Origin of the sequence: Francisella halioticida (assembly GCF_002211785.1) — a bacterium.
In the GTDB taxonomy this organism is placed as follows: Bacteria; Pseudomonadota; Gammaproteobacteria; order Francisellales; family Francisellaceae; genus Francisella; species Francisella halioticida.
The window spans coordinates 365,556-384,078 of sequence record NZ_CP022132.1 but is presented as its reverse complement, the minus strand read 5'-3'; the positions used below and the strand labels follow the sequence as shown (position 1 = coordinate 384,078).

The following is an 18,523-nucleotide window of genomic DNA, read 5'->3' as shown; positions in this document are numbered from 1 at the left end:
AATTTAGCCCCATTTTTCTTCGTATTCTTTCTTATTCCAACCAGTTATAGCATAACTTCCATCCACAACTAAAGGTCTCTTAAATAATAAAGCATCTGTAACTAATAATTTAAAAGCTTCTTCCTCAGATAAACTATTAAACTTCTCTTTTAACTCCATCCCTGTAAAAAGTTTACCCTTTGAGTTAAATAAATCGATAGTATCAAAATTACCAATTTGTTTTATTTTTTGCATTTCTTGCCATGTAGGCTTTTCTTTCCTTAAGTCTATATACTCTATTTTTTTACCCTTTCCTTCAAAAAAATTAAGAGCATTTCTAACACTTGTACAATTATTTATCCCAAATACTTTTATCATTATTTCTCCCTATAAATTGGACTTTGACCTACTAAAAGAAAAAGAAATCATCAACTCCATCAAACATTATCTCAACAGCAAAAGCACTTAAGAATAAGCACAGTAAATTAATTGTCATTTTCATAATTTAACATACCCCTTTCACGCCTAATACAACTAACCATTTTCATAAGCTTTTAAAATAATGTCAAGTCTTTTCAGCTAAATTTAAACTCTAAAAAAAGAACTTTTTTATACCGTCAAACATCATCTCAACAACTAATACTGTCAAAAATAGTCTCATTAGCTTAGCAATAATATCCAGAGGCAATAATTTTTGTTTCTGATGTTATAAAGTAAACATGGACAGCTGAAATTGTAGCAACTAATGATCCAGAACCTGCAATTAAAGGAATAGTAAAAGCAAAATTTTTTTGTTCTTTTTTACTTAGTGAATCTACCATATCTAAGTATATCCCAGAAATAGAAGAAAGATTTATTATAGCTAAAAAGTCACTATTAGCTTTATAATTATCGTTAGATGTACACCACTTTTACTAAATTAGTACAGATGGTATTTATCTATAACTAAAATGTGAACCCTACTCATAATATATTTGTTTATTTTTATAAGTTTCCAGAATAATATCTAACTCTTTTTTAGTTAGTTTATGTGATAATTTAGGTAAGTTATCGATCTCAAAAAACTCAACTCTATCAACTTCAAAATTAGGATTATTTTCACCCCCTATAATCTCGGCTAAAAAAACTAAGCTATAGACATTATAAATTTCACTTTGGGTATACTTATTTCGATCCATCAATGCTAAAAACTTTGTAACTTCAACATCATACCCAGTCTCTTCTTTTACCTCTTTGACACAAGTCTCAACTGGAGAAAGATCAATATCACACCACCCACCTGGTATAGTCCATTCATTTGGAGTATCTACATCTTGAGCCATCAAAAGCTTGTCTTCTTTAAATATGACTACTCTAACTCCTGGTTGAGGAGTTGGATAATGAGTTCCCAAATAAATATCATATGGTTGAATATCTGATCTTATATATTCATGAAGCATTTTGGCACTTAGCTCAAGAAGCTCATGATAGTTATCTAGTGCATATTCACATTTTGAATAAACCACTCCAGTATGAGCTATTGCTTGAACTTTTTTTATAAACTCAAAGATATTATCTTTATTCATTACTTTATCTTTTTCAAAATCAAATAAGATAATAATATATCATATAAATAGATTAAGATTAATGATAAGCAATAACTACTAGGAAAATATAATCAGTATGAAAATTGAACATATTGCAATTTGGGTCAGAGATATTGAGGCAATGAAAGATTTTTATTGTAAATATTTTGATGCTATTGCTAACAATAAATATATAAATGATACAAAGGGGTTTTGTTCATATTTTATTTCTTTTAATTCTAGCTCTAGACTAGAAATTATGCACTCAAAAAGTATGGATAATTTAAATTTTCAAAACTCTTTTCAAAAATTTGGGCTAATTCATTTTGCCATATCTGTAGGTAGCAGAGAAAAAGTTAATAAGCTTACTGCGCAATTAAAAAATGACGGTTATAAAGTAGTTGAACAACCCAGAACCACAGGAGACAGGTATTATGAAAGTATTATATTAGACCCGGAAAATAACCAAATCGAGATTACAATTTAAATAGTAAAGATTTGCTTAGTAACCTTTCTCCATCAATTCATAACAGTTTTAACCAACTAAATTAACAATAACTTTTCTCCAGAAAATAGTTGTATAACCTATCTCTTGTATTCATCTAACTTGCTAACACCTTTTATATCTTAAAAAATATCTTGAGCAAATCTTAAACCAACCTTATGTCTTCTAAAGACAGATAGTATAAAAAAATTCTGCGACATCAAAAACTTTAGCTAGGCCTTTAATAACCATAAAGCCAATAGATACTTGCTTGAGATATTTTAACCATAAACATTTTCAACACCTACAACCTCTGTTTGAATCTTATACAAGCCATTTTATCTGGGGATTATCCTGTTTAGAGATACAAACTCTGCTTCATATACCTGAGGTAAATTATAGTAGACATTATTATTACTATGATCTGTTTTTTTTAATAATGCTCATAAACTTAACTTAAGAAACTTAATCTTTGGTACTTTTATTGACTATATTTAGATCATTATCCTGTTTAGGCTTCCTAATAATTATCTTTGCTAATATGCCTATTACAGATATCGCCAAAATAACAAAGAATATTTTTATAATAAGAAATATTATCTCTTGCATAAATTAAACCTTTTTTATTTTAGACTTTTTTTAAAAAAATTCTGAAATTTCATATAGCTTTTGTTATTGAGGTTTACAAGCCTTTATAGCATCTTTTGTAGTTGCTTTATCAACGCATGACTTTGCTTGTTACATTTTATATAGCTTCTGTTGCATTTTTGTAATTCTACTTTGCATTTTTTCACTAATTTTTGCTTTTCTTGCTTCAAATTTTTGTTGCTGTTGATCACTAGAATTAGCATTCCCAGAATCTGCAAAAATTACAAAAGGTGCGAGTAATATAGTTGCTAATAATATTTTCTTCATTTTCAATATCCTCTTAGTTTTGAATCCAATATCAATAATATCACAAATAATCCACAAATTTATTTCTTAATCTCAGCTATTTTTGCTTTCCATAGTTTAGGACCTTGTTGATGTGCCGACACTCCAAGTAAATCAACTGCTACTGTTACAGGCATATCTTCAACCTCAAACTCATAGATAGCTTCCATACCAAGATCAGCAAATGCCACTACTTCAGCCTTCTTAATTGATTTAGATATTAGATAAGCAGCTCCACCAACACCCATAAAATATACAGCCTTATTTTTCTTAATAGAATCAATAGTTGCTTGACCTCTTTCAGATTTACCTATCATACCTGCTATACCAGCTTTTTCTAGCATGAAAGGAGTAAATTTATCCATACGTGTAGCTGTAGTTGGTCCAGCAGGACCCACAATCTCATCACCAACTGGATCAACTGGACCCACATAATAAATAAACCTATCGTTTAAGCTCACGGGAAATTCTTGGCCAGCTTCATACATATCTTGTAAACGTTTATGAGCTGCATCACGACCAGTTAAGATTTTACCACTTATTAAAACATTATCTCCTGACCTTAGAGACTGGATTTCATCTTTGGTGACAGTATCAAGATTTATTCTTTTAACATCATCATTTTGATCTTGCTTAATTATAGGCCAATCTTCTAACTTAGGAACAGGCAAATCTACAGCACCAGAGCCATCTAATGTAAAATGTATATGGCGTGTGGCAGCACAATTTGGAATAAGTGCTACAGGCTTACATGCTGCATGAGTCGGATATTCGTTTACTTTAACATCTAAAACTGTTGTTAAACCACCAAGACCTTGTGCTCCTATCCCTAAAGCATTAACACGATTAAAAATATCAAGCCTTAATTGCTCTGTATCATTTTGTGGACCATTTTTAATAATATCTTGCATATTAATCTCTTCACCTAGAGACTCTTTTGCTAAAAGCATAGCTTTCTCAGCAGTACCACCTATACCTATACCTATAATTCCAGGAGGACACCAGCCAGCACCCATAGTTGGTAACATTTCCTCTACCCAATCAACGATACTATCGCTAGGGTTTAATACCTTAAACTTTGATTTAAACTCTGATCCACCACCTTTAGCAGCAATATCAACTTCAATCTTATCACCATGAACTAAATCGATATGTACAATTGCTGGAGTATTATCTTTGGTATTTTTTCTAGCTCCATGCGGTGAAAAAACCATAGATGCTCTAAGTGGATTATGCTCATCATTATATCCTCTACGAACACCTTCATTTATAAGCTCTGTAATCGTTCTATCTGTTTTATCAAGCTTAGCTTCCATCCCGACTTTGACAAATGCACAAACCATACCAGTATCTTGACAAATTGGGCGTTTACCAGTTGCCGACATTCGTGAATTTATAAGAATCTGAGCCATCGCATCTTTTGCTGGTTTTGACTCTTCATGTTGATATGCTTCATACATTGCATCAACAAAATCCTTAGGATGATAATAAGAAATATATTGAAGTGCTTCTGCAACACTGCTTATTAGATCTTCTGTCTTAATAACTACCATTTTAGAAATCCTCTCATTGGAAAATATTAAATTTCAATGAATATTATAACAGTAATAATGCTGTTTTTAAGCTAGATTATTTTGTGATTTAATGAAAGATCTAATTAAGGATATTATATTATAACCAATAACGGCAACCAACAACCAATGTAAACCATTTACCGATAGCATTGTAACAATATTAACTCCAATAAATACACCAATAATTCCAAAACAACCTACTATTAAAACTTTCTTAATAGGTATTGTGTTATTTATTAAAAAAGCAATCGTAGTAACTGGTTGTTGAATAGCTCCTGCTGTTGTCATAATTGGAAAAGCTACTTTGGGGGACATTCCCAATAAAAACAATATTGCCTCAACTAAAGCAAATAGCCAACACCAAAGCAAACTAGAAATCCTGCAAAAAGCATCCCAACAAACCCAACAACAAGCTTAATACCTGATAGTTTTAATAGATTCCCTCCTACAGGCAAAATATTAAACAAGTTACCAAGTAATAAAAACACAACTCCCACAAAAGCAAATATCATTATAAGCCTAACGGCTGTAGCATTAATTCTTGAAGCAAATATCCCACCTATAAATAGGACTTTTGATGTGTAGTAATCTCTTCCACCTATCAGCTGAATCTCAAATACTATATAATTTTCAAAAATCTGCCTAATTTATATAGGAATTTAACAAATTAGTTTGATGATTTGTTAGTTCTAGAACACTAATTATTTCATTTTTAGACTTTTTCAAAACTATCTTAGAGTCTGGTATTTTTTGTTTTTTACCATACTCACTATTTTCTGATTTTTTATAAGACTGATAAGAAGCTCTTTTATTTAAAACTAAACTGTCCCTGTTATTCAATACCACTTTATAAAATATTTTTATTCCTTGCTTTTATGCAGCATCTAAAATACCAGAATATACTTCATCAGGAGTCATATATCCAATACTAGAATGTAGTCTTTCATTGTTGTAAATATCAATATATTCTTTGATACCTACTTTAGCCTCTTTCATAGTTATATATGATGCCGGATAAACATTTTCATATTTCAGTGTTCTCCAAAATCTCTCAATTGCAATATTATCTATAGATCTTCCTTTAGCATCCATAGATATATTTATTTTATTATCAGATAATATTTTAATATGCTCTTTTGCTGTATATTGAGTTCCTTGATTAGAGTTAAAGATATCAGGTTTACCATATTTAAATAACGCTTCTTTTAACACACTAGTTGTTAGATGTGTATCCATAGTATTAGAAATCTTCCAAGCTAGTGTTTTCTTGCTATGCCAATCTATTATGGCTGCTAAATATGCATACCCACATTCTAGTCTAATATACGTGATATCAGCACTCCATACCTTATTAGCTTTATCTATAACAACCTGATTCGTCTCATTTTTAAATACATTAAGTAAGTATGGATATTTCTTGTGTTGCTTATTAATGACAGTTGTCTTTTTTTTAGGATACAATGCCTTAATACCCATGAATTCCATAGCACTTTTGATTAGCTTCCTTCCAACTAGAAATCCTAATCTATTTAGCAACTTTACTAGACTTCTCGTACCATAATATGGATGTTTAGTATGTATCAAATCTATTGCATTTAATAGTTTAATATCATCATTACTACTAAATTTTGATATTGGTGTATAATAGTACACACTCTTAGATACAGATAATAGTTTAAGCTGATTATTTAAAGATAATTCTAGCTTAGTATCTACAGAGTTTACTCTATCATTTGATGATACCAAGCTTTATATTGTCGAGTAAAAAATGGGGATAAAGATAGCTCAACAGCAGTTTTAGCATTTGATGATGATAAAGCATCTATTAATTCAAATGTGGTATCAGCATAAGTTTCAAAGCTATCATATAACTCTTCTCTAAATGAATTTGTATAGGCAAGATTACCAAAAGGAAAGGACATATAATGATCTATTTCAAAATTATTTACATGGAGATTATTATAATTTATTCAATGCCCAGACATCAAAAGTCCCATATAAAACCGCCCAGTGTAGCTTCTAAAACAAGCACTACTAAAGTAACAAAATCAACATGTAGTGCACCCAAAAAGAAAACTGCATCAATAGCCCCTGGTATAATTTGAGCTCCATTTACAACCCCAGGAAGCTCAACATCTTTTACTAGTTTAAAAGTTTTTGCAATAGCGATATTAACAGCAAAACTACCTACACCTATAGTATCCGCCACAAAAGAAATTACTCCAGCACAGGCTAAAGCTATTTTTTGAAATAAAGTTTGCACTGGATACTGATCTTGACCTCTTAAAAGCTTATATAGCATATAAGCCATACACAAAGCAGATAGAACTATAACTAAAAAAATAACAATAAAATACATATTCACAGAAGTATAAAAAAATAATTAACGCAAATATTAAGCCTTTTTTACACATTTAGACAACAAAAAAATCAATAAATAATATTCAATAAAGTAACATAAATAAAACTACTTATACAAAAAAATATAAAAGCTATGATAATTCCATTAATAACATAATCTTTTGATGAAGCTAACTTATTGCTCTTAATGCTAAACTTATAAAGAGCTCTAGCTATCAATAAAGTAAATAGCAAAGCTACAATTACAGCCACTATACTTGCTAAAATCATTTTCTAAACATCCACATAATTAACTCTTTTATTAAACCATTTATTTACTATTTTTTTTGCAACATCTGGATTACTTTTAACTATCATTTCTGCTAGCTGAGCAACTCTTTCATAATTATCATAATATTCATTTATGTCAAAAGTTTTAAATGTTGAAACTCCAGACTGCTCTTTTCCTAAGATATCTCCCGCACCACGAATCTCTAAATCTTTTTCTGCAAGGTAAAAACCATCTTGAGACTCTCTAACTAGTGACAATCTTTTTTTACCAACTTCACTAATTTTATCACTATACAAAAGCACACAAAAACTCTCTTTTGCCCCTCTACCAACCCTTCCTCTAAGCTGATGAAGTTGAGATATACCCAGTCTCTCTGCATTATCAATTATCATAATACTCGCATTTGGTACATCTACGCCAACTTCTATAACAGTAGTTGCAACCAGCACATCATACTCAGCAGATTTAAAAGCATTCATTTCTTGGAGCTTTTCTTTAGACTTCATGCTACCGTATACAAGCCCCACTTTCTCTTGGCCTAGACAAACTGATAATTCTTTATATAAAGTTTTAACATCTTGTAAAAAATCAAGATCTTCAGATTCTTCAACAAGTGGACAAACCCAATAACTCTGCTCTTTTCTTACCACAGCATCTTTAAGCTTTGTAATTAGATTTTCTTTTTTGGCTCTATTTAGCACAATTGTAACAATTGGTTTGCGATTAGGGGGTAATTCATCAAGTATAGATAGCTTGAGATTACCATATAGTGTCATAGCTAATGTCCTAGGAATCGGAGTAGCTGAGATTATAAGTTGATGCGGAGCTAATTTATTACCATTAACTGAGGCTTTATTTATTAATGCTAAGCGTTGCTCAACACCAAATCTATGTTGCTCATCAACTACAACCAAGCCTAAGTTACAGTAATCTACTTTATCTTGGAAGATTGCATGCGTACCAACAATTACACATTTTTTAAAAATCTTTATTTTCTCAAGACTTTCTCGAGTCTGCTTTGCTGTCAACTTGCCAAGCAAAGGTACAACATCAATACCAAAGCCAGAAAAATAATCTAATAAAAAATTATAGTGTTGTTCAGCTAAGATTTCCGTTGGTGCCATTATTGCTGCTTGATATCCTGATTTTACAGCCGCATATAAAGTCATAGCTGCCACAATAGTTTTACCAGCACCGACATCCCCTTGAAGAAGTCTTATCATAGTGTTTTTTTGATCAATATCAGTCAAAATTTCATCAATTGCTCGAGACTGTGCATCTGTAAGGCTATAGGGAAGTTTATTAAGAAAGCTTTGCTTTTCACTCAAATTCAAAGAAAGTCTTGACGATAATGGCTTAGTCATATCTTTTTTAATACTTTCTTCAGCTAGTTTATAAGCTAGCATTTCTTCAAATTTAATCGATGATCTTGCTTTTTGTAAATACTTATCATCAATCGAATTTGTTAATGCATGAACATAGTAAAGAGCATCTATAAAACTCATCAAACCATACTGTTTCAAATATTCATAAGGTAATATATTTACAACTTTTTTCTCATATAAGATTTTAGATATCATCTTTGCTATAAGCTTATCAGAAATTTTTTTAACCTTATAAACTGCAGATAATTTCTGTTCTAAGGAGCTATTACCATTATTTACTACTGCCCACTCTGGGTGTACCATCTGTGGATTCAAAGATAGCTCAGCCTTATCAGCCTTACCATAGCATCTAATAAACTCCGCTTTTTCTAACATCGCTATTTGATTAGGATAAAACTTGAATAACATGATAGTACAAAAACCAGTTTCATCACTTACAATAAAGCGTAAAAACTTCTTACCAAACTTTTTATAGCTTACATTACTAACTCTACCTTCAATTAAAAATTTTTTATCGCTTACCAAATCCTTTATTAGCGTAATATGACGCGTATCTTTGTATTCTTTAGGAAAAATAGTTAATAGATCTTCTGGAGTATTTAAATTATATTTAGCAAGTACTTTTACAGTTGCATCACCAACCCCACTAAAATCAACAAATTCCATGAATTGTAACGAAAAAACAAAATTTATAAAATTCTAACATTTTAATCTTTAAATAGATAATCCAATTGCTAATATCGATATTTATTGTTAAATTTAAAACTAATAAATATCTATAAAATCTGTATAAGAATGAAAAAACTGCTACCTTTAATATTTATTTCAACTGGCATTATATGTCTATCAGCATGCGGTCAAACAGGTGATTTATACTTACCCAAAAAAGACACTAAAATCGCTTCTGGATCAACAATGCTAATTTCTGGATCTAGTGCAAAACAAAGTGCTCAAAATAATATATCAGAGATTCAAAAGCAACCTATTAATACTAGCTCAAATTCTCAAAATTAAACATCAACTACAACACAGCAAAATACTGTTCAACAACAAACTATTTCCAAAAACTATACATTAACTAAGCAAATACCTAGTGCTAAGATAGCTTCATCTAGTACCGTACAAAACTATCCACAAAATACTCAAGTTAATAATCAGCAATCTTATCAATCAAATAACAAAACCACAAAAGTTGATAATGACCTATCTCCTCCTGCAAGAGACTTTAACCCAAGCCCTAGTCAATTGATAAACTCCGGTGATAATTTTGCTTTTGATCAAAATATTCAAGATTCTTCAGAGGCAGGAGGCACTCCAAGCTAAAACATTTATAGTTAGATTAAAGCATCAACAAAATTTAACTTAGTTTTCAGTTTACTTTTTATGAAAAAAACACTAGAATTACCAAGATATTGTATTAATAATAGTTAAATTAATGCCCAGGAGGGTTTCTAATGTCTAAAGTTTGTATAGTTACAGGTAAAAGACCTGCTACTGGAAATAATGTATCACATGCTCAAAACAAAACTAGAAGAAGATTTTTACCTAATCTTCATACTCATAGATTTTGGGTAGAAAGTGAAAATAAATATATAAAACTTAAAGTTAGTTCTAAAGGTATGAGAATTATTGATAAAAAAGGTATTGACACTGTTCTTGAAGACCTTAGATCTCAAGGTCACAAAATTTAATAAGCTTCTAAAGGGAAATAAAATGAGAGAAAAAATAAGATTAGTTTCTTCTGCTAAAACAGGACACTTTTACACTACTACTAAAAACAAAAGAGAAATGCCAAACAAGATGGAAATCAAAAAGTTTGATCCAGTAGTTCGTAAGCACGTAATGTACAAAGAAGCTAAAATAAAATAATTATAATTTATCCTAATTTAAGGCCTTACGCATGAAGCAAGCTTTTCATTTTAAAGGTGGTAACTATACAATCAGTGCCATTAATATTAATGTTACTGAGTTTACTCAGATTGAAAGTTTATTAAATTCTAAAATTTCTCAATCTGAATCTTTTTTCCATAACACTCCTTTTGCTATAGACATAAGAGATATAGATGAAGATGAAAAGTGCATATTAAGCTTCTTAGAAAAAGTTATTGATACTTTTAAAACTAATGGAATGATTCCAGTGGGTTTTGTAGTTAATAATAAAGAGCTAAAATCTCAGTTAGCAAAAGCTGGTTATAATATCCTCAAAAATGGCAGATCCAAAGAAGCTATAGATAGTAAAGAGACTCATACATCTGCTAAAATAATCACTACGCCTGTACGTACAGGTCAGTCTATAAACGCTCGCGATACTGATGTAATAATAACAGCCAACGTTAATAATGGTGCTGAGGTCATTGCTGATGGAAGTGTTATAGTATATGGTCGAATAGGTGGGAGAGTTATCGCAGGTAGCTCGGGAAATAAAAATGCTAAAATAATCTGTAAAGATCTAAAAGCTGAACTTGTTTCTATTGCAGGTAAATATGTTACTCTAAATAACGAAACTATTGCCGATGATAAAAATACAGATGGGTATATAGTTTACTTACAAAATGATAAAATTCATATTGAAGGTTTTTAAATAATAAAGAGGCTTAAAAATGAGTGAAAAAAAACAAGGCAAAGTATTTGTAGTCACCTCGGGTAAAGGTGGTGTTGGCAAAACTACATCAAGTGCCGCTATTGCATATGCTTTTGCTAAAAGAGGCCTAAAAACTGTAGTTATTGATTTTGATGTAGGCTTAAGAAACCTAGATCTTATAATGGGTTGTGAAAGAAGAGTTGTTTATGACTTAGTAAATGTTGTTAAAGAAGAGGCAACTATAAACCAAGCAATCATAAAAGATAAAAGAGTTGATAATCTATACATAATACCAGCTTCACAGACTAGGGATAAAGATGCTCTAACTGAAGATGGTGTTGATAGAGTTATAGATGAGCTTAAAAACTCCTTTGATATTATTTTATGTGATTCTCCAGCGGGTATTGAAAAAGGCTCTTTAATGGCTATGAGATGTGCTGACGCGGCAATTATAGTCACAAACCCAGAAGTATCATCTGTAAGAGACTCTGATAGAATATTAGGAATGCTTTCTAGCAAAACGCTTAAAGCTCAAAAAGAAGGTGAATTCAAAGAAGTTCATCTAATACTTAATAGATATGACTCTGCTAGAGCTAAAGCCGGGGCTATGCTTAAAGCTGAGGATGTAAGTGAGATTTTATACACCCCTATAATCGGCATAATTCCTGAATCTAGAGATATTCTAGAAGCTTCTAATAGTGGTCATCCCATAACTTTCTTAGAGGACACTATTGCTTCTAAGGCATTTTATGATTCTGTAGATAGAATCCTTGGCAAAGATATCCCAATGAGACATACAGAACAAAAAATAAGTTTCTTTAAAAAATTAATAGGTAAATCTTAGTTATGTTAGCTAGACTTTTTGGATTAAATAAAAAACAAAAGAGTGCCTCATTAGCAAAAGAAAGGCTACAGATAATAGTTGCTCACCAGAGAAGTGAACTACAACCTAGATCCTCTAGAATAAGTAGTCATTTGTTGGCTGAACTTAAAGATGAGATTATTGAAGTTGTAAAAAAATACATTGCACTATCTGAAGAAAATATTAGAGATATAGATTTAAAAGTTGAAGATAGCAGTAAAAACTCAACTATAGAAGTTAATATACCTTTTAATTAATTTCTTAATCATGAGTGATATCAGCTTTAATAATGTCTCTTTTTATAGAGATGATCGTTGTATCTATAATGATATTACTTTTACTATTCCAGCAAATAAAATAACAGCTATCCTTGGTCCTTCTGGAGCTGGAAAAACCACTCTTCTTCAACTAATAGCCGGACTTATCAAACCAATCAATGGTACAATTAATATAAACAATGCTGTCATAAAAAGAAATAGTAAAGAAAAAGAACTTGAAAGACTGCGCCGTAAAATGGGATTCCTATTTCAGTCTGGTGCTCTTTTTACACATCTAAATGTATATGACAATATAGCATTTCCATTAAGGAAAAGTACAAACTTGGATGAGAGGCTAATAAGAAGTATTGTTTTACTAAAACTACAAGCCGTGGAATTAGTCCATACAATGAATATGATGCCAAGTGAGCTATCTGGTGGAATGGCTCGCAGAATTGCATTAGCTAGATCTATCACTATGGATCCTGATATTATGATGTATGATGAACCTTTCACAGGTCAGGACCCTGCATCATTTAATAAGCTTTTAGAACTAATAACTACATTAAATGAATCATTAAATATGACATCTATTATAGTTTCTCATGATATTCAAGAATCCTTAAGTATTTCGGATCACATTATCATTGTTGGCGATAAGAAAATTATCGTGAGTGATACACCGGAGAATATAAAAAACAGTTCTGATAAAAGAATTATAAATTTCCTAGCAGGCAAACCACTGGATAGCCATAATAAAGATCAAAATAATCTTAACAAAGCTTTCTTTGAAAAAGAAATTTTAAGGAATTAATAATGTCTATTTTCAGTAAGATTTATAAAATAACTATCTCTCTAATTTACGACACCCTAAAATCTATTCTTCTAATAATAAACATAGTCGTCAATAAATTCAGCATAAGAGATTGTATAGTACAAATTAAATATGTTGGTGTCGATTCTATTATAATTATAGTGACATCAGGAATATTTATTGGTTTAGTGTTAAGTTTGCAAGGGTATTATACACTAGCAAAATTTGGCGCTCACTCCCTACTAGGAGTTATGGTAGCCCTAAGCGTGCTTAGAGAACTTGGCCCTGTTGTAACTGCTATGTTATTTGCAGGTCGAGCATGTAGCTCTATTACATCTGAAATAGGGTTAATGAAAGCTACTGATCAGATAAACAGTTTAAAAGTAATGAATGTTAATCCCATAAGCTTTATTTTATCTACTAGATTCTGGGCATGTATGATTAGTGGACCCATATTATCGCTAATTTTTTGTACAGTAGCTATTTTAGCAGGCTTTGCATTGGCTGAGGCTAGTCTTGGTATAAGCTATGAAGGGTTCTGGAGTAATATACAATCATCAGTTACGTTATCAGATATATCAAATGGTATCATTAAAAGTGTTGTGTTTGCTTTTATAACAGCATGGATAGCTTTATATCAAGGATATTACTGTACAGCTAACTCAAACGGTATCGCCAAGGCAACCACAAGAACAGTTGTTTACTGCTGTATGAGTATCTTAGGAGCAGATCTTATTTTAACATCAATTATGTTTGGAGGAGTTTAATGAAGAATAAATATTTTGAGATCTCTGTTGGGATATTTATAGTAATAGGTGTTTTATGCTTACTCTTTCTAACGTTTAAAGTTAGTGATACATCTTTAAGGTCATTTACTGAAAAAGAATATACGATACAAGCCCAATTTAAAAATATTGGATCATTACGTACAAATGCATCAGTTAAAATATCTGGTGTTGAGGTTGGTAGAGTTACAAACATTTCATTAGAAAAAACCTATAATGGCTTTATGGCTGCAGTTAGTATATCAATAAATGATGCTGAAAAAATTCCGGCAAACTATTCTGCAGCAATATCAATGTCTGGTATCTTAGGTGATAATTACATCTCACTTAGTCCTCCTAAGGAAAATATTATGGCAATAGCAGGTCTAAAAAATGACTCTAACACATCTAAAAAAGATAAATACTTACATCAAGGAAGTGTTATTTCCTTAGAAAATACTCAATCTGCAATTGACCTAGGATCATTAATAAACACCTTTGTAGCAGGTAAAAATAGTGATTCTAATAGCAAATAACAAGTCTTATTTCTTTCAAATTTAGATTTTTTATATTAGAATTTAGCCCAACAAGTATTAATTAACCTTTTGAGATTTTCAAATGATTCGTAAAACTTCACTTCTTGTATTTCTACTAATTTTAAGTATATCCAGCGCTTGGGCTATAGAAAACCCTGTAAATATGCTTAACAGTACTATTGTCAAAACACAAAACAACCTTATTAAGAATGCTAATGAATATAAAAAAAATCCATATAAACTATTACGCCTAGTTGATAATAAGATTATTCCAATAGTTGCGCCTAAGGTAATCGCTCAGCTTATAGTTGGTACTGCAAAATGGAAAAAAGCCACCCCTGAAGAACAAAAACAATTTATCAAATCTGCAACTGAAATGCTTACCTTTATGTATGCTAAAAATATTGCCTACTCAGGTAAATATAAAATAACCCTATTCCCTTTCAATAAGAATGATAAAACTTGGCAAAAGAAACCTATTGTTGTTGCAAATGGTAAAATCACAAACATTGATAATAATCAAAGCTCTGATTTCGCTATTAAAATGTTCCAAAAAAATGGTAAATGGCATATATATGATTTTGATGTAGCTGGTGTGAGCATACTAAGAACATATCAACAGCAGTTTACCTCTTATGCAAATGTTGCTGATATGACAAAAGCTGCTGAAAAAGTTACAACTAGGATTAAGAAGAAAAACTATCCAAAACTGCTAAATAAAAATTATAGCCTTCAGAACGTAAAATGATAAAAATAAACAATAATTTCTGGGCTATTGATTCAGATTTAACATTAAAAACAGTTGCATCAATATATAAAAAATTCAATAAGAGTCTTAATGACATATCTAATACATGGATAATTGACTTTAGCAACTGTAATAAAATTGATAGTAGTGGACTTGCATTGATAATCGAATATATCAAACACGCTCAGAAAAACTCTATTAAACTTAAGCTAAAAAATATTGATACAAAAACATTATCCTTAGCTAAAATACATGGCGCAAAAGATATTTTAGAGCAGTTTATAAGTAAAACATAACCAAAGAGAGAAAACATGACAAACAAGCAGTTAAAAGATATTTTAGAAAATTCATTAAAAAATTGTACAGTCTATATTCAAAGTGATGACAATGTACATTTCTCAGGAACAATAATTGCAGAAGAATTTAACGATATTAAAAGTAAAGTTAAAAGACAGCAACTTGTGTACTCTAAAATAAATGACTATATTGCGTCTGGAGAACTACATGCTTTTTCAATGAAAACTATTGCTAAAAATGAAATTTAAAAGTTTTACACAGAAACAAATAAAAATATTTCTAGTGGGCTAGCTAACCCTGTTCTTTTAGAGTTTGTATGGATGATGGTAAAGAATTTGCATCACCTGGTAAAGCGGCTTTAGTATCTCTTATTTGAGTTTTTATTTTGCTTGCTTCACTCTGTGTTGTATTATCTTTATCAACATTAGCCAGGTCAATTGCAGTACTGTCATTAGAATAAGCTTGATCAAATTCTTCTTCAACCTGGGTAGCCTTGTTAATTGTATCAAGACTACTTTTTAGTAATACTGGAGGCTGAGATTTTTTATTTGATCTAGGTCCGCCTGTTGAAGCAACTTGAGAAGCCACATCATCATTATCTAATCCTAAAACACCCAATACAGCTTGATCTGTTTGTAAAGTTGCATCATCTGTACGTAAATCTTGCTTAAGAACTCTAGCCATACCATAATCATAGTTTTGCAGATAAGCATTTCTCATCGCTATATATGGATCAATAGAAACTTCTTTTAAGTTTGAGTATGCTGGCAAATATGATACACCTTGATTAACATAATATGATCCTGTTATACCAGCAGTAACTCCCCAAGAAACTGCAGCCCCTATTGGAGCAAAGAAAAACACATATGTTAAAGGATTAAATAAGGCATCTACTCCCTTAGTTACATCTTCTAATGTTCCTGGACCTAAAAGAGGCCAAACGACATAAGGAGATGCTTCACCTTTACCATAAGCACCCCATTTATGTAATGTTACAGCAAAACTTTGATGATATCGCATTGGTTTACTAAACCAGCTATCAGCTACATCAAAATATCCAGCTATACCAAGAGTTGTATTTGTTAAAAATCTAACACTATCATCGCCAGCATAGTCCCACTCACCCTGAAACATATCATTTACGACTCTAGCTGGCTCAGCTAAATTATTAAATATATTAAAAATACCACTCTTTAGAGTGTCAGGAACTACCTTATTATATGCGTTTGCAGCTGGTGTTAAAGTTTTATATGCCGTATCATTAAAAGAATACATCTTTCTATTGTAATTTTCAAAAGGATCTCTTTTTTTGGTAGAGGTTTTTAAGCTAGAGCAACCACTTAATGTTATACTAAAGATCGATAACCATACAATATAATTAGTTTTAAACTTCATTAAAATCATCTCTTTTTTATTTAAATTAAAAATTATTTAAATGCAATTATAATGAATTCTCCTATAAAACTCTAATAAATTTTTTTTAAGCATATATCTTTGATATTATTTACTAAATAAGATTTAAACCTCTTAATTATAAATGAACAAAGTAAATATAGATAATAATGAAGTTAATAAATTTTCATCCCTAGCAAAAACTTGGTGGGATACAAATGGTGAACTAAAAACCTTACATCAAGTAAATCCATTGCGCTTAGAATTTGTTAAAAAATTTACAACTTTAGATAAAAAAAATATTATTGACGTTGGTTGTGGTGGTGGAATACTTACAGAATCACTAGCTACTCAAACTAATAATGTCTACGGACTAGATGCCTCTTTGGAAGCTATTGATGTAGCTAGAGAACACTCTAATCTAAATATTGAATATATAAACTCAACTATTGAAGATTTCGTTGATAATAATACCGTTAAATTTGATATTGTGACTTGCATGGAGATGCTAGAACATGTGCCAGACCCAGAAAGTATTGTAGCATCGATAGCTAAAATCATCAAAAAAGATGGTGTATTTTTTGCGTCAACACTTAATAGAAACCTTAAATCATATTTATTGTCTATAGTTGCTGCTGAACACATTTTGAAAATGGTTCCTCAAGGAACTCATCAATATAGCAAATTTATTAAACCTTACGAGCTTATTAAAGTTGCTGAGAAATATGGTTTTACTGCCCTGAAGATAACAGGTGTTCATTACAATCCTATTTTAAATAATTTTAAATTAGGTAGAAATGCTGATATTAACTATATTATCGCGTTTAAAAAGGTATAACATGCAATATAATTATTTCCACTACCCTAATGATATGCTTCCTGCTTACGGTTCAGTGCTATATTTTGCTTACCGTAAACTAGATAACAAGAAAAAAGAAATTCTTTATCTACTTGACCAAATAAAATCTCAGATTATTTCTTGTACAGAGCTATATAATAATGTCGAAGTAGCTAATGAAAAAATGAACTGGTGGTTAAAAGAACTAAACAACCTAAAAAACTCTAAGCCCATATCCTCACCTCAACTAAAGAAACTAGTCGAAATATTTGATAATAATTTACTCTATAATTATCTTGTTGGTGATATCAGCCATTCAATTGATAATAGTAGCACTACAGAGAGAAATTTTGAGGATCATATTTCAAAAAACTTTTTAGGAATTGAAATACTTAAAGCTAACTATCTAAATAATTTCTCAAAAACTGATGAAGACACTATAAAACAGCTAAATATTAATAATGAAATAGTCAGACATGTTTTCTGCATGCCTAAGCACTTTTATAACCAAATATCTTTTAATAATAAAATAGCCTCTAATATGTCGGATGAAGATTTTAAAAATATAACATCACAATGGCTAAAATCATATAAAAAACAACTTCTTGAGAAATCACTCAAACCCTTAGACAAAATAGGTAGCATCCATTATAAAATGTTGAAAAAATATTTGAAAAACATTAACAACCCTTTTAAAGAAACACTCGAATTTTCACCATTAACTCTACTATTCTATTCAATGTAAAAGATATCTAAGTTCCAGCTATAATTTCACTCTAAAAACCACACTAGCTAAATCAAAATATAAATAACATACTTATATAGAACAAAATATTCAAAAGAATCACAAAACTAACTTCAAACATATTAATAGTAAAGAAA

The 18,523-nt window shown here is 30.6% G+C and carries 28 protein-coding genes; 15 read left to right on the top strand and 13 right to left on the bottom strand.

The features are described from left to right. Positions 1–3 precede the first annotated feature (3 nt). The 3 genes from CDV26_RS02095 to CDV26_RS02090 form a co-directional block, all read right to left on the bottom strand. On the bottom strand, positions 4–357 hold the full coding sequence (locus tag CDV26_RS02095) for an arsenate reductase family protein (protein ID WP_088771894.1): 354 nt from the start codon (positions 355–357) through the stop codon (positions 4–6). A gap of 287 nt (positions 358–644) precedes the next feature. Continuing rightward, complete coding sequence (locus CDV26_RS11865) at positions 645–800, bottom strand: hypothetical protein (RefSeq protein ID WP_157671383.1); 156 nt, start codon at positions 798–800, stop codon at positions 645–647. Between the two features lie 138 nt (positions 801–938). Then, positions 939–1,544 (bottom strand): NUDIX hydrolase N-terminal domain-containing protein, encoded by a 606-nt coding sequence (locus tag CDV26_RS02090; protein WP_088771893.1) that lies wholly within the window; start codon positions 1,542–1,544, stop codon positions 939–941. A 97-nt stretch (positions 1,545–1,641) separates the two neighbouring features. On the opposite strand from CDV26_RS02090, the gene CDV26_RS02085 reads away from it, so the two are divergent. Continuing rightward, on the top strand, positions 1,642–2,031 hold the full coding sequence (locus CDV26_RS02085; RefSeq protein WP_088771892.1) for a VOC family protein: 390 nt from the start codon (positions 1,642–1,644) through the stop codon (positions 2,029–2,031). 462 nt (positions 2,032–2,493) lie between these two features. Here the strand turns inward: CDV26_RS02085 and CDV26_RS12365 are convergent, their stop codons facing one another. From CDV26_RS12365 to CDV26_RS02045, 9 genes are all read right to left on the bottom strand, one after another. Continuing rightward, complete coding sequence (locus CDV26_RS12365; protein ID WP_169709701.1) at positions 2,494–2,637, bottom strand: hypothetical protein; 144 nt, start codon at positions 2,635–2,637, stop codon at positions 2,494–2,496. Between the two features lie 129 nt (positions 2,638–2,766). Beyond that, positions 2,767–2,943 (bottom strand): hypothetical protein, encoded by a 177-nt coding sequence (locus CDV26_RS02080; protein WP_157671381.1) that lies wholly within the window; start codon positions 2,941–2,943, stop codon positions 2,767–2,769. Positions 2,944–3,002: 59 nt separating this feature from the next. Then, the gene (locus CDV26_RS02075; RefSeq protein ID WP_088771890.1) at positions 3,003–4,514 is read right to left on the bottom strand and encodes a fumarate hydratase; all 1,512 of its coding nucleotides are present in this window, start codon (positions 4,512–4,514) and stop codon (positions 3,003–3,005) included. A 66-nt stretch (positions 4,515–4,580) separates the two neighbouring features. Then, positions 4,581–4,850, bottom strand: coding sequence for a hypothetical protein (locus CDV26_RS02070; RefSeq protein WP_157671379.1), 270 nt, complete (start codon positions 4,848–4,850; stop codon positions 4,581–4,583). A gap of 26 nt (positions 4,851–4,876) precedes the next feature. Continuing rightward, positions 4,877–5,047 (bottom strand): hypothetical protein, encoded by a 171-nt coding sequence (locus CDV26_RS11860; RefSeq protein ID WP_157671377.1) that lies wholly within the window; start codon positions 5,045–5,047, stop codon positions 4,877–4,879. A 361-nt stretch (positions 5,048–5,408) separates the two neighbouring features. Continuing rightward, positions 5,409–6,281 carry an IS3 family transposase gene (locus CDV26_RS02060; RefSeq protein WP_088771887.1) on the bottom strand — a complete coding sequence of 291 codons (873 nt, stop codon included), beginning with the start codon at positions 6,279–6,281 and terminating at the stop codon, positions 5,409–5,411. Then, positions 6,257–6,457 (bottom strand): hypothetical protein, encoded by a 201-nt coding sequence (locus tag CDV26_RS11855; RefSeq protein WP_157671374.1) that lies wholly within the window; start codon positions 6,455–6,457, stop codon positions 6,257–6,259. Before CDV26_RS11855 ends, CDV26_RS02060 begins: the two co-directional genes overlap by 25 nt. Before the next feature lie 62 nt (positions 6,458–6,519). After that, the gene (locus tag CDV26_RS02055; RefSeq protein ID WP_157671371.1) at positions 6,520–6,846 is read right to left on the bottom strand and encodes a hypothetical protein; all 327 of its coding nucleotides are present in this window, start codon (positions 6,844–6,846) and stop codon (positions 6,520–6,522) included. Between the two features lie 323 nt (positions 6,847–7,169). After that, complete coding sequence (locus CDV26_RS02045) at positions 7,170–9,218, bottom strand: ATP-dependent DNA helicase RecG (protein WP_088771884.1); 2,049 nt, start codon at positions 9,216–9,218, stop codon at positions 7,170–7,172. 129 nt (positions 9,219–9,347) lie between these two features. Here CDV26_RS02045 and lptM point away from each other — a divergent pair, with 129 nt between their 5' ends. The 12 genes from lptM to CDV26_RS01985 all read left to right on the top strand — a co-directional run bounded on the left by lptM (position 9,348) and on the right by CDV26_RS01985 (position 15,659). Next, positions 9,348–9,566 (top strand): LPS translocon maturation chaperone LptM, encoded by a 219-nt coding sequence (gene lptM / locus CDV26_RS02040; RefSeq protein WP_088771883.1) that lies wholly within the window; start codon positions 9,348–9,350, stop codon positions 9,564–9,566. Between the two features lie 440 nt (positions 9,567–10,006). Further along, positions 10,007–10,243, top strand: coding sequence for a 50S ribosomal protein L28 (rpmB, locus tag CDV26_RS02035; protein WP_088771882.1), 237 nt, complete (start codon positions 10,007–10,009; stop codon positions 10,241–10,243). Positions 10,244–10,265: 22 nt separating this feature from the next. After that, a complete protein-coding gene (gene rpmG / locus CDV26_RS02030) occupies positions 10,266–10,421 on the top strand; it encodes a 50S ribosomal protein L33 (protein ID WP_004286519.1) in 156 nt (51 codons plus the stop codon). Between the two features lie 31 nt (positions 10,422–10,452). Continuing rightward, a complete protein-coding gene (gene minC / locus CDV26_RS02025; RefSeq protein ID WP_088771881.1) occupies positions 10,453–11,133 on the top strand; it encodes a septum site-determining protein MinC in 681 nt (226 codons plus the stop codon). Positions 11,134–11,152: 19 nt separating this feature from the next. Next, positions 11,153–11,977: a septum site-determining protein MinD gene (gene minD, locus CDV26_RS02020; protein WP_088771880.1), complete on the top strand. Its 825-nt coding sequence runs from the start codon at positions 11,153–11,155 to the stop codon at positions 11,975–11,977. A 2-nt stretch (positions 11,978–11,979) separates the two neighbouring features. Next, the gene (minE, locus tag CDV26_RS02015) at positions 11,980–12,252 is read left to right on the top strand and encodes a cell division topological specificity factor MinE (RefSeq protein ID WP_088771879.1); all 273 of its coding nucleotides are present in this window, start codon (positions 11,980–11,982) and stop codon (positions 12,250–12,252) included. A 10-nt stretch (positions 12,253–12,262) separates the two neighbouring features. Next, the gene (locus CDV26_RS02010; protein WP_088771878.1) at positions 12,263–13,066 is read left to right on the top strand and encodes an ABC transporter ATP-binding protein; all 804 of its coding nucleotides are present in this window, start codon (positions 12,263–12,265) and stop codon (positions 13,064–13,066) included. Between the two features lie 2 nt (positions 13,067–13,068). After that, positions 13,069–13,833, top strand: a complete 765-nt coding sequence (locus CDV26_RS02005) for an MlaE family lipid ABC transporter permease subunit (protein ID WP_088771877.1) — start codon at positions 13,069–13,071, stop codon at positions 13,831–13,833. Continuing rightward, a complete protein-coding gene (gene mlaD, locus CDV26_RS02000; protein WP_088771876.1) occupies positions 13,833–14,366 on the top strand; it encodes an outer membrane lipid asymmetry maintenance protein MlaD in 534 nt (177 codons plus the stop codon). Before CDV26_RS02005 ends, mlaD begins: the two co-directional genes overlap by 1 nt. Before the next feature lie 82 nt (positions 14,367–14,448). Continuing rightward, positions 14,449–15,114 (top strand): MlaC/ttg2D family ABC transporter substrate-binding protein, encoded by a 666-nt coding sequence (locus tag CDV26_RS01995; RefSeq protein WP_088771875.1) that lies wholly within the window; start codon positions 14,449–14,451, stop codon positions 15,112–15,114. Further along, positions 15,111–15,410 (top strand): STAS domain-containing protein, encoded by a 300-nt coding sequence (locus CDV26_RS01990; protein ID WP_088771874.1) that lies wholly within the window; start codon positions 15,111–15,113, stop codon positions 15,408–15,410. Before CDV26_RS01995 ends, CDV26_RS01990 begins: the two co-directional genes overlap by 4 nt. A gap of 15 nt (positions 15,411–15,425) precedes the next feature. After that, the gene (locus CDV26_RS01985) at positions 15,426–15,659 is read left to right on the top strand and encodes a BolA family protein (RefSeq protein WP_088771873.1); all 234 of its coding nucleotides are present in this window, start codon (positions 15,426–15,428) and stop codon (positions 15,657–15,659) included. Between the two features lie 43 nt (positions 15,660–15,702). Here CDV26_RS01985 and CDV26_RS01980 read toward each other — a convergent pair whose 3' ends face one another. Next, positions 15,703–16,806, bottom strand: coding sequence for an MlaA family lipoprotein (locus CDV26_RS01980; protein ID WP_088771872.1), 1,104 nt, complete (start codon positions 16,804–16,806; stop codon positions 15,703–15,705). A gap of 142 nt (positions 16,807–16,948) precedes the next feature. Here CDV26_RS01980 and ubiG point away from each other — a divergent pair, with 142 nt between their 5' ends. After that, the gene (gene ubiG / locus CDV26_RS01975) at positions 16,949–17,641 is read left to right on the top strand and encodes a bifunctional 2-polyprenyl-6-hydroxyphenol methylase/3-demethylubiquinol 3-O-methyltransferase UbiG (protein WP_088771871.1); all 693 of its coding nucleotides are present in this window, start codon (positions 16,949–16,951) and stop codon (positions 17,639–17,641) included. A 1-nt stretch (position 17,642) separates the two neighbouring features. Next, the gene (locus tag CDV26_RS01970; RefSeq protein ID WP_088771870.1) at positions 17,643–18,386 is read left to right on the top strand and encodes a hypothetical protein; all 744 of its coding nucleotides are present in this window, start codon (positions 17,643–17,645) and stop codon (positions 18,384–18,386) included. Positions 18,387–18,523: the final 137 nt, after the last annotated feature.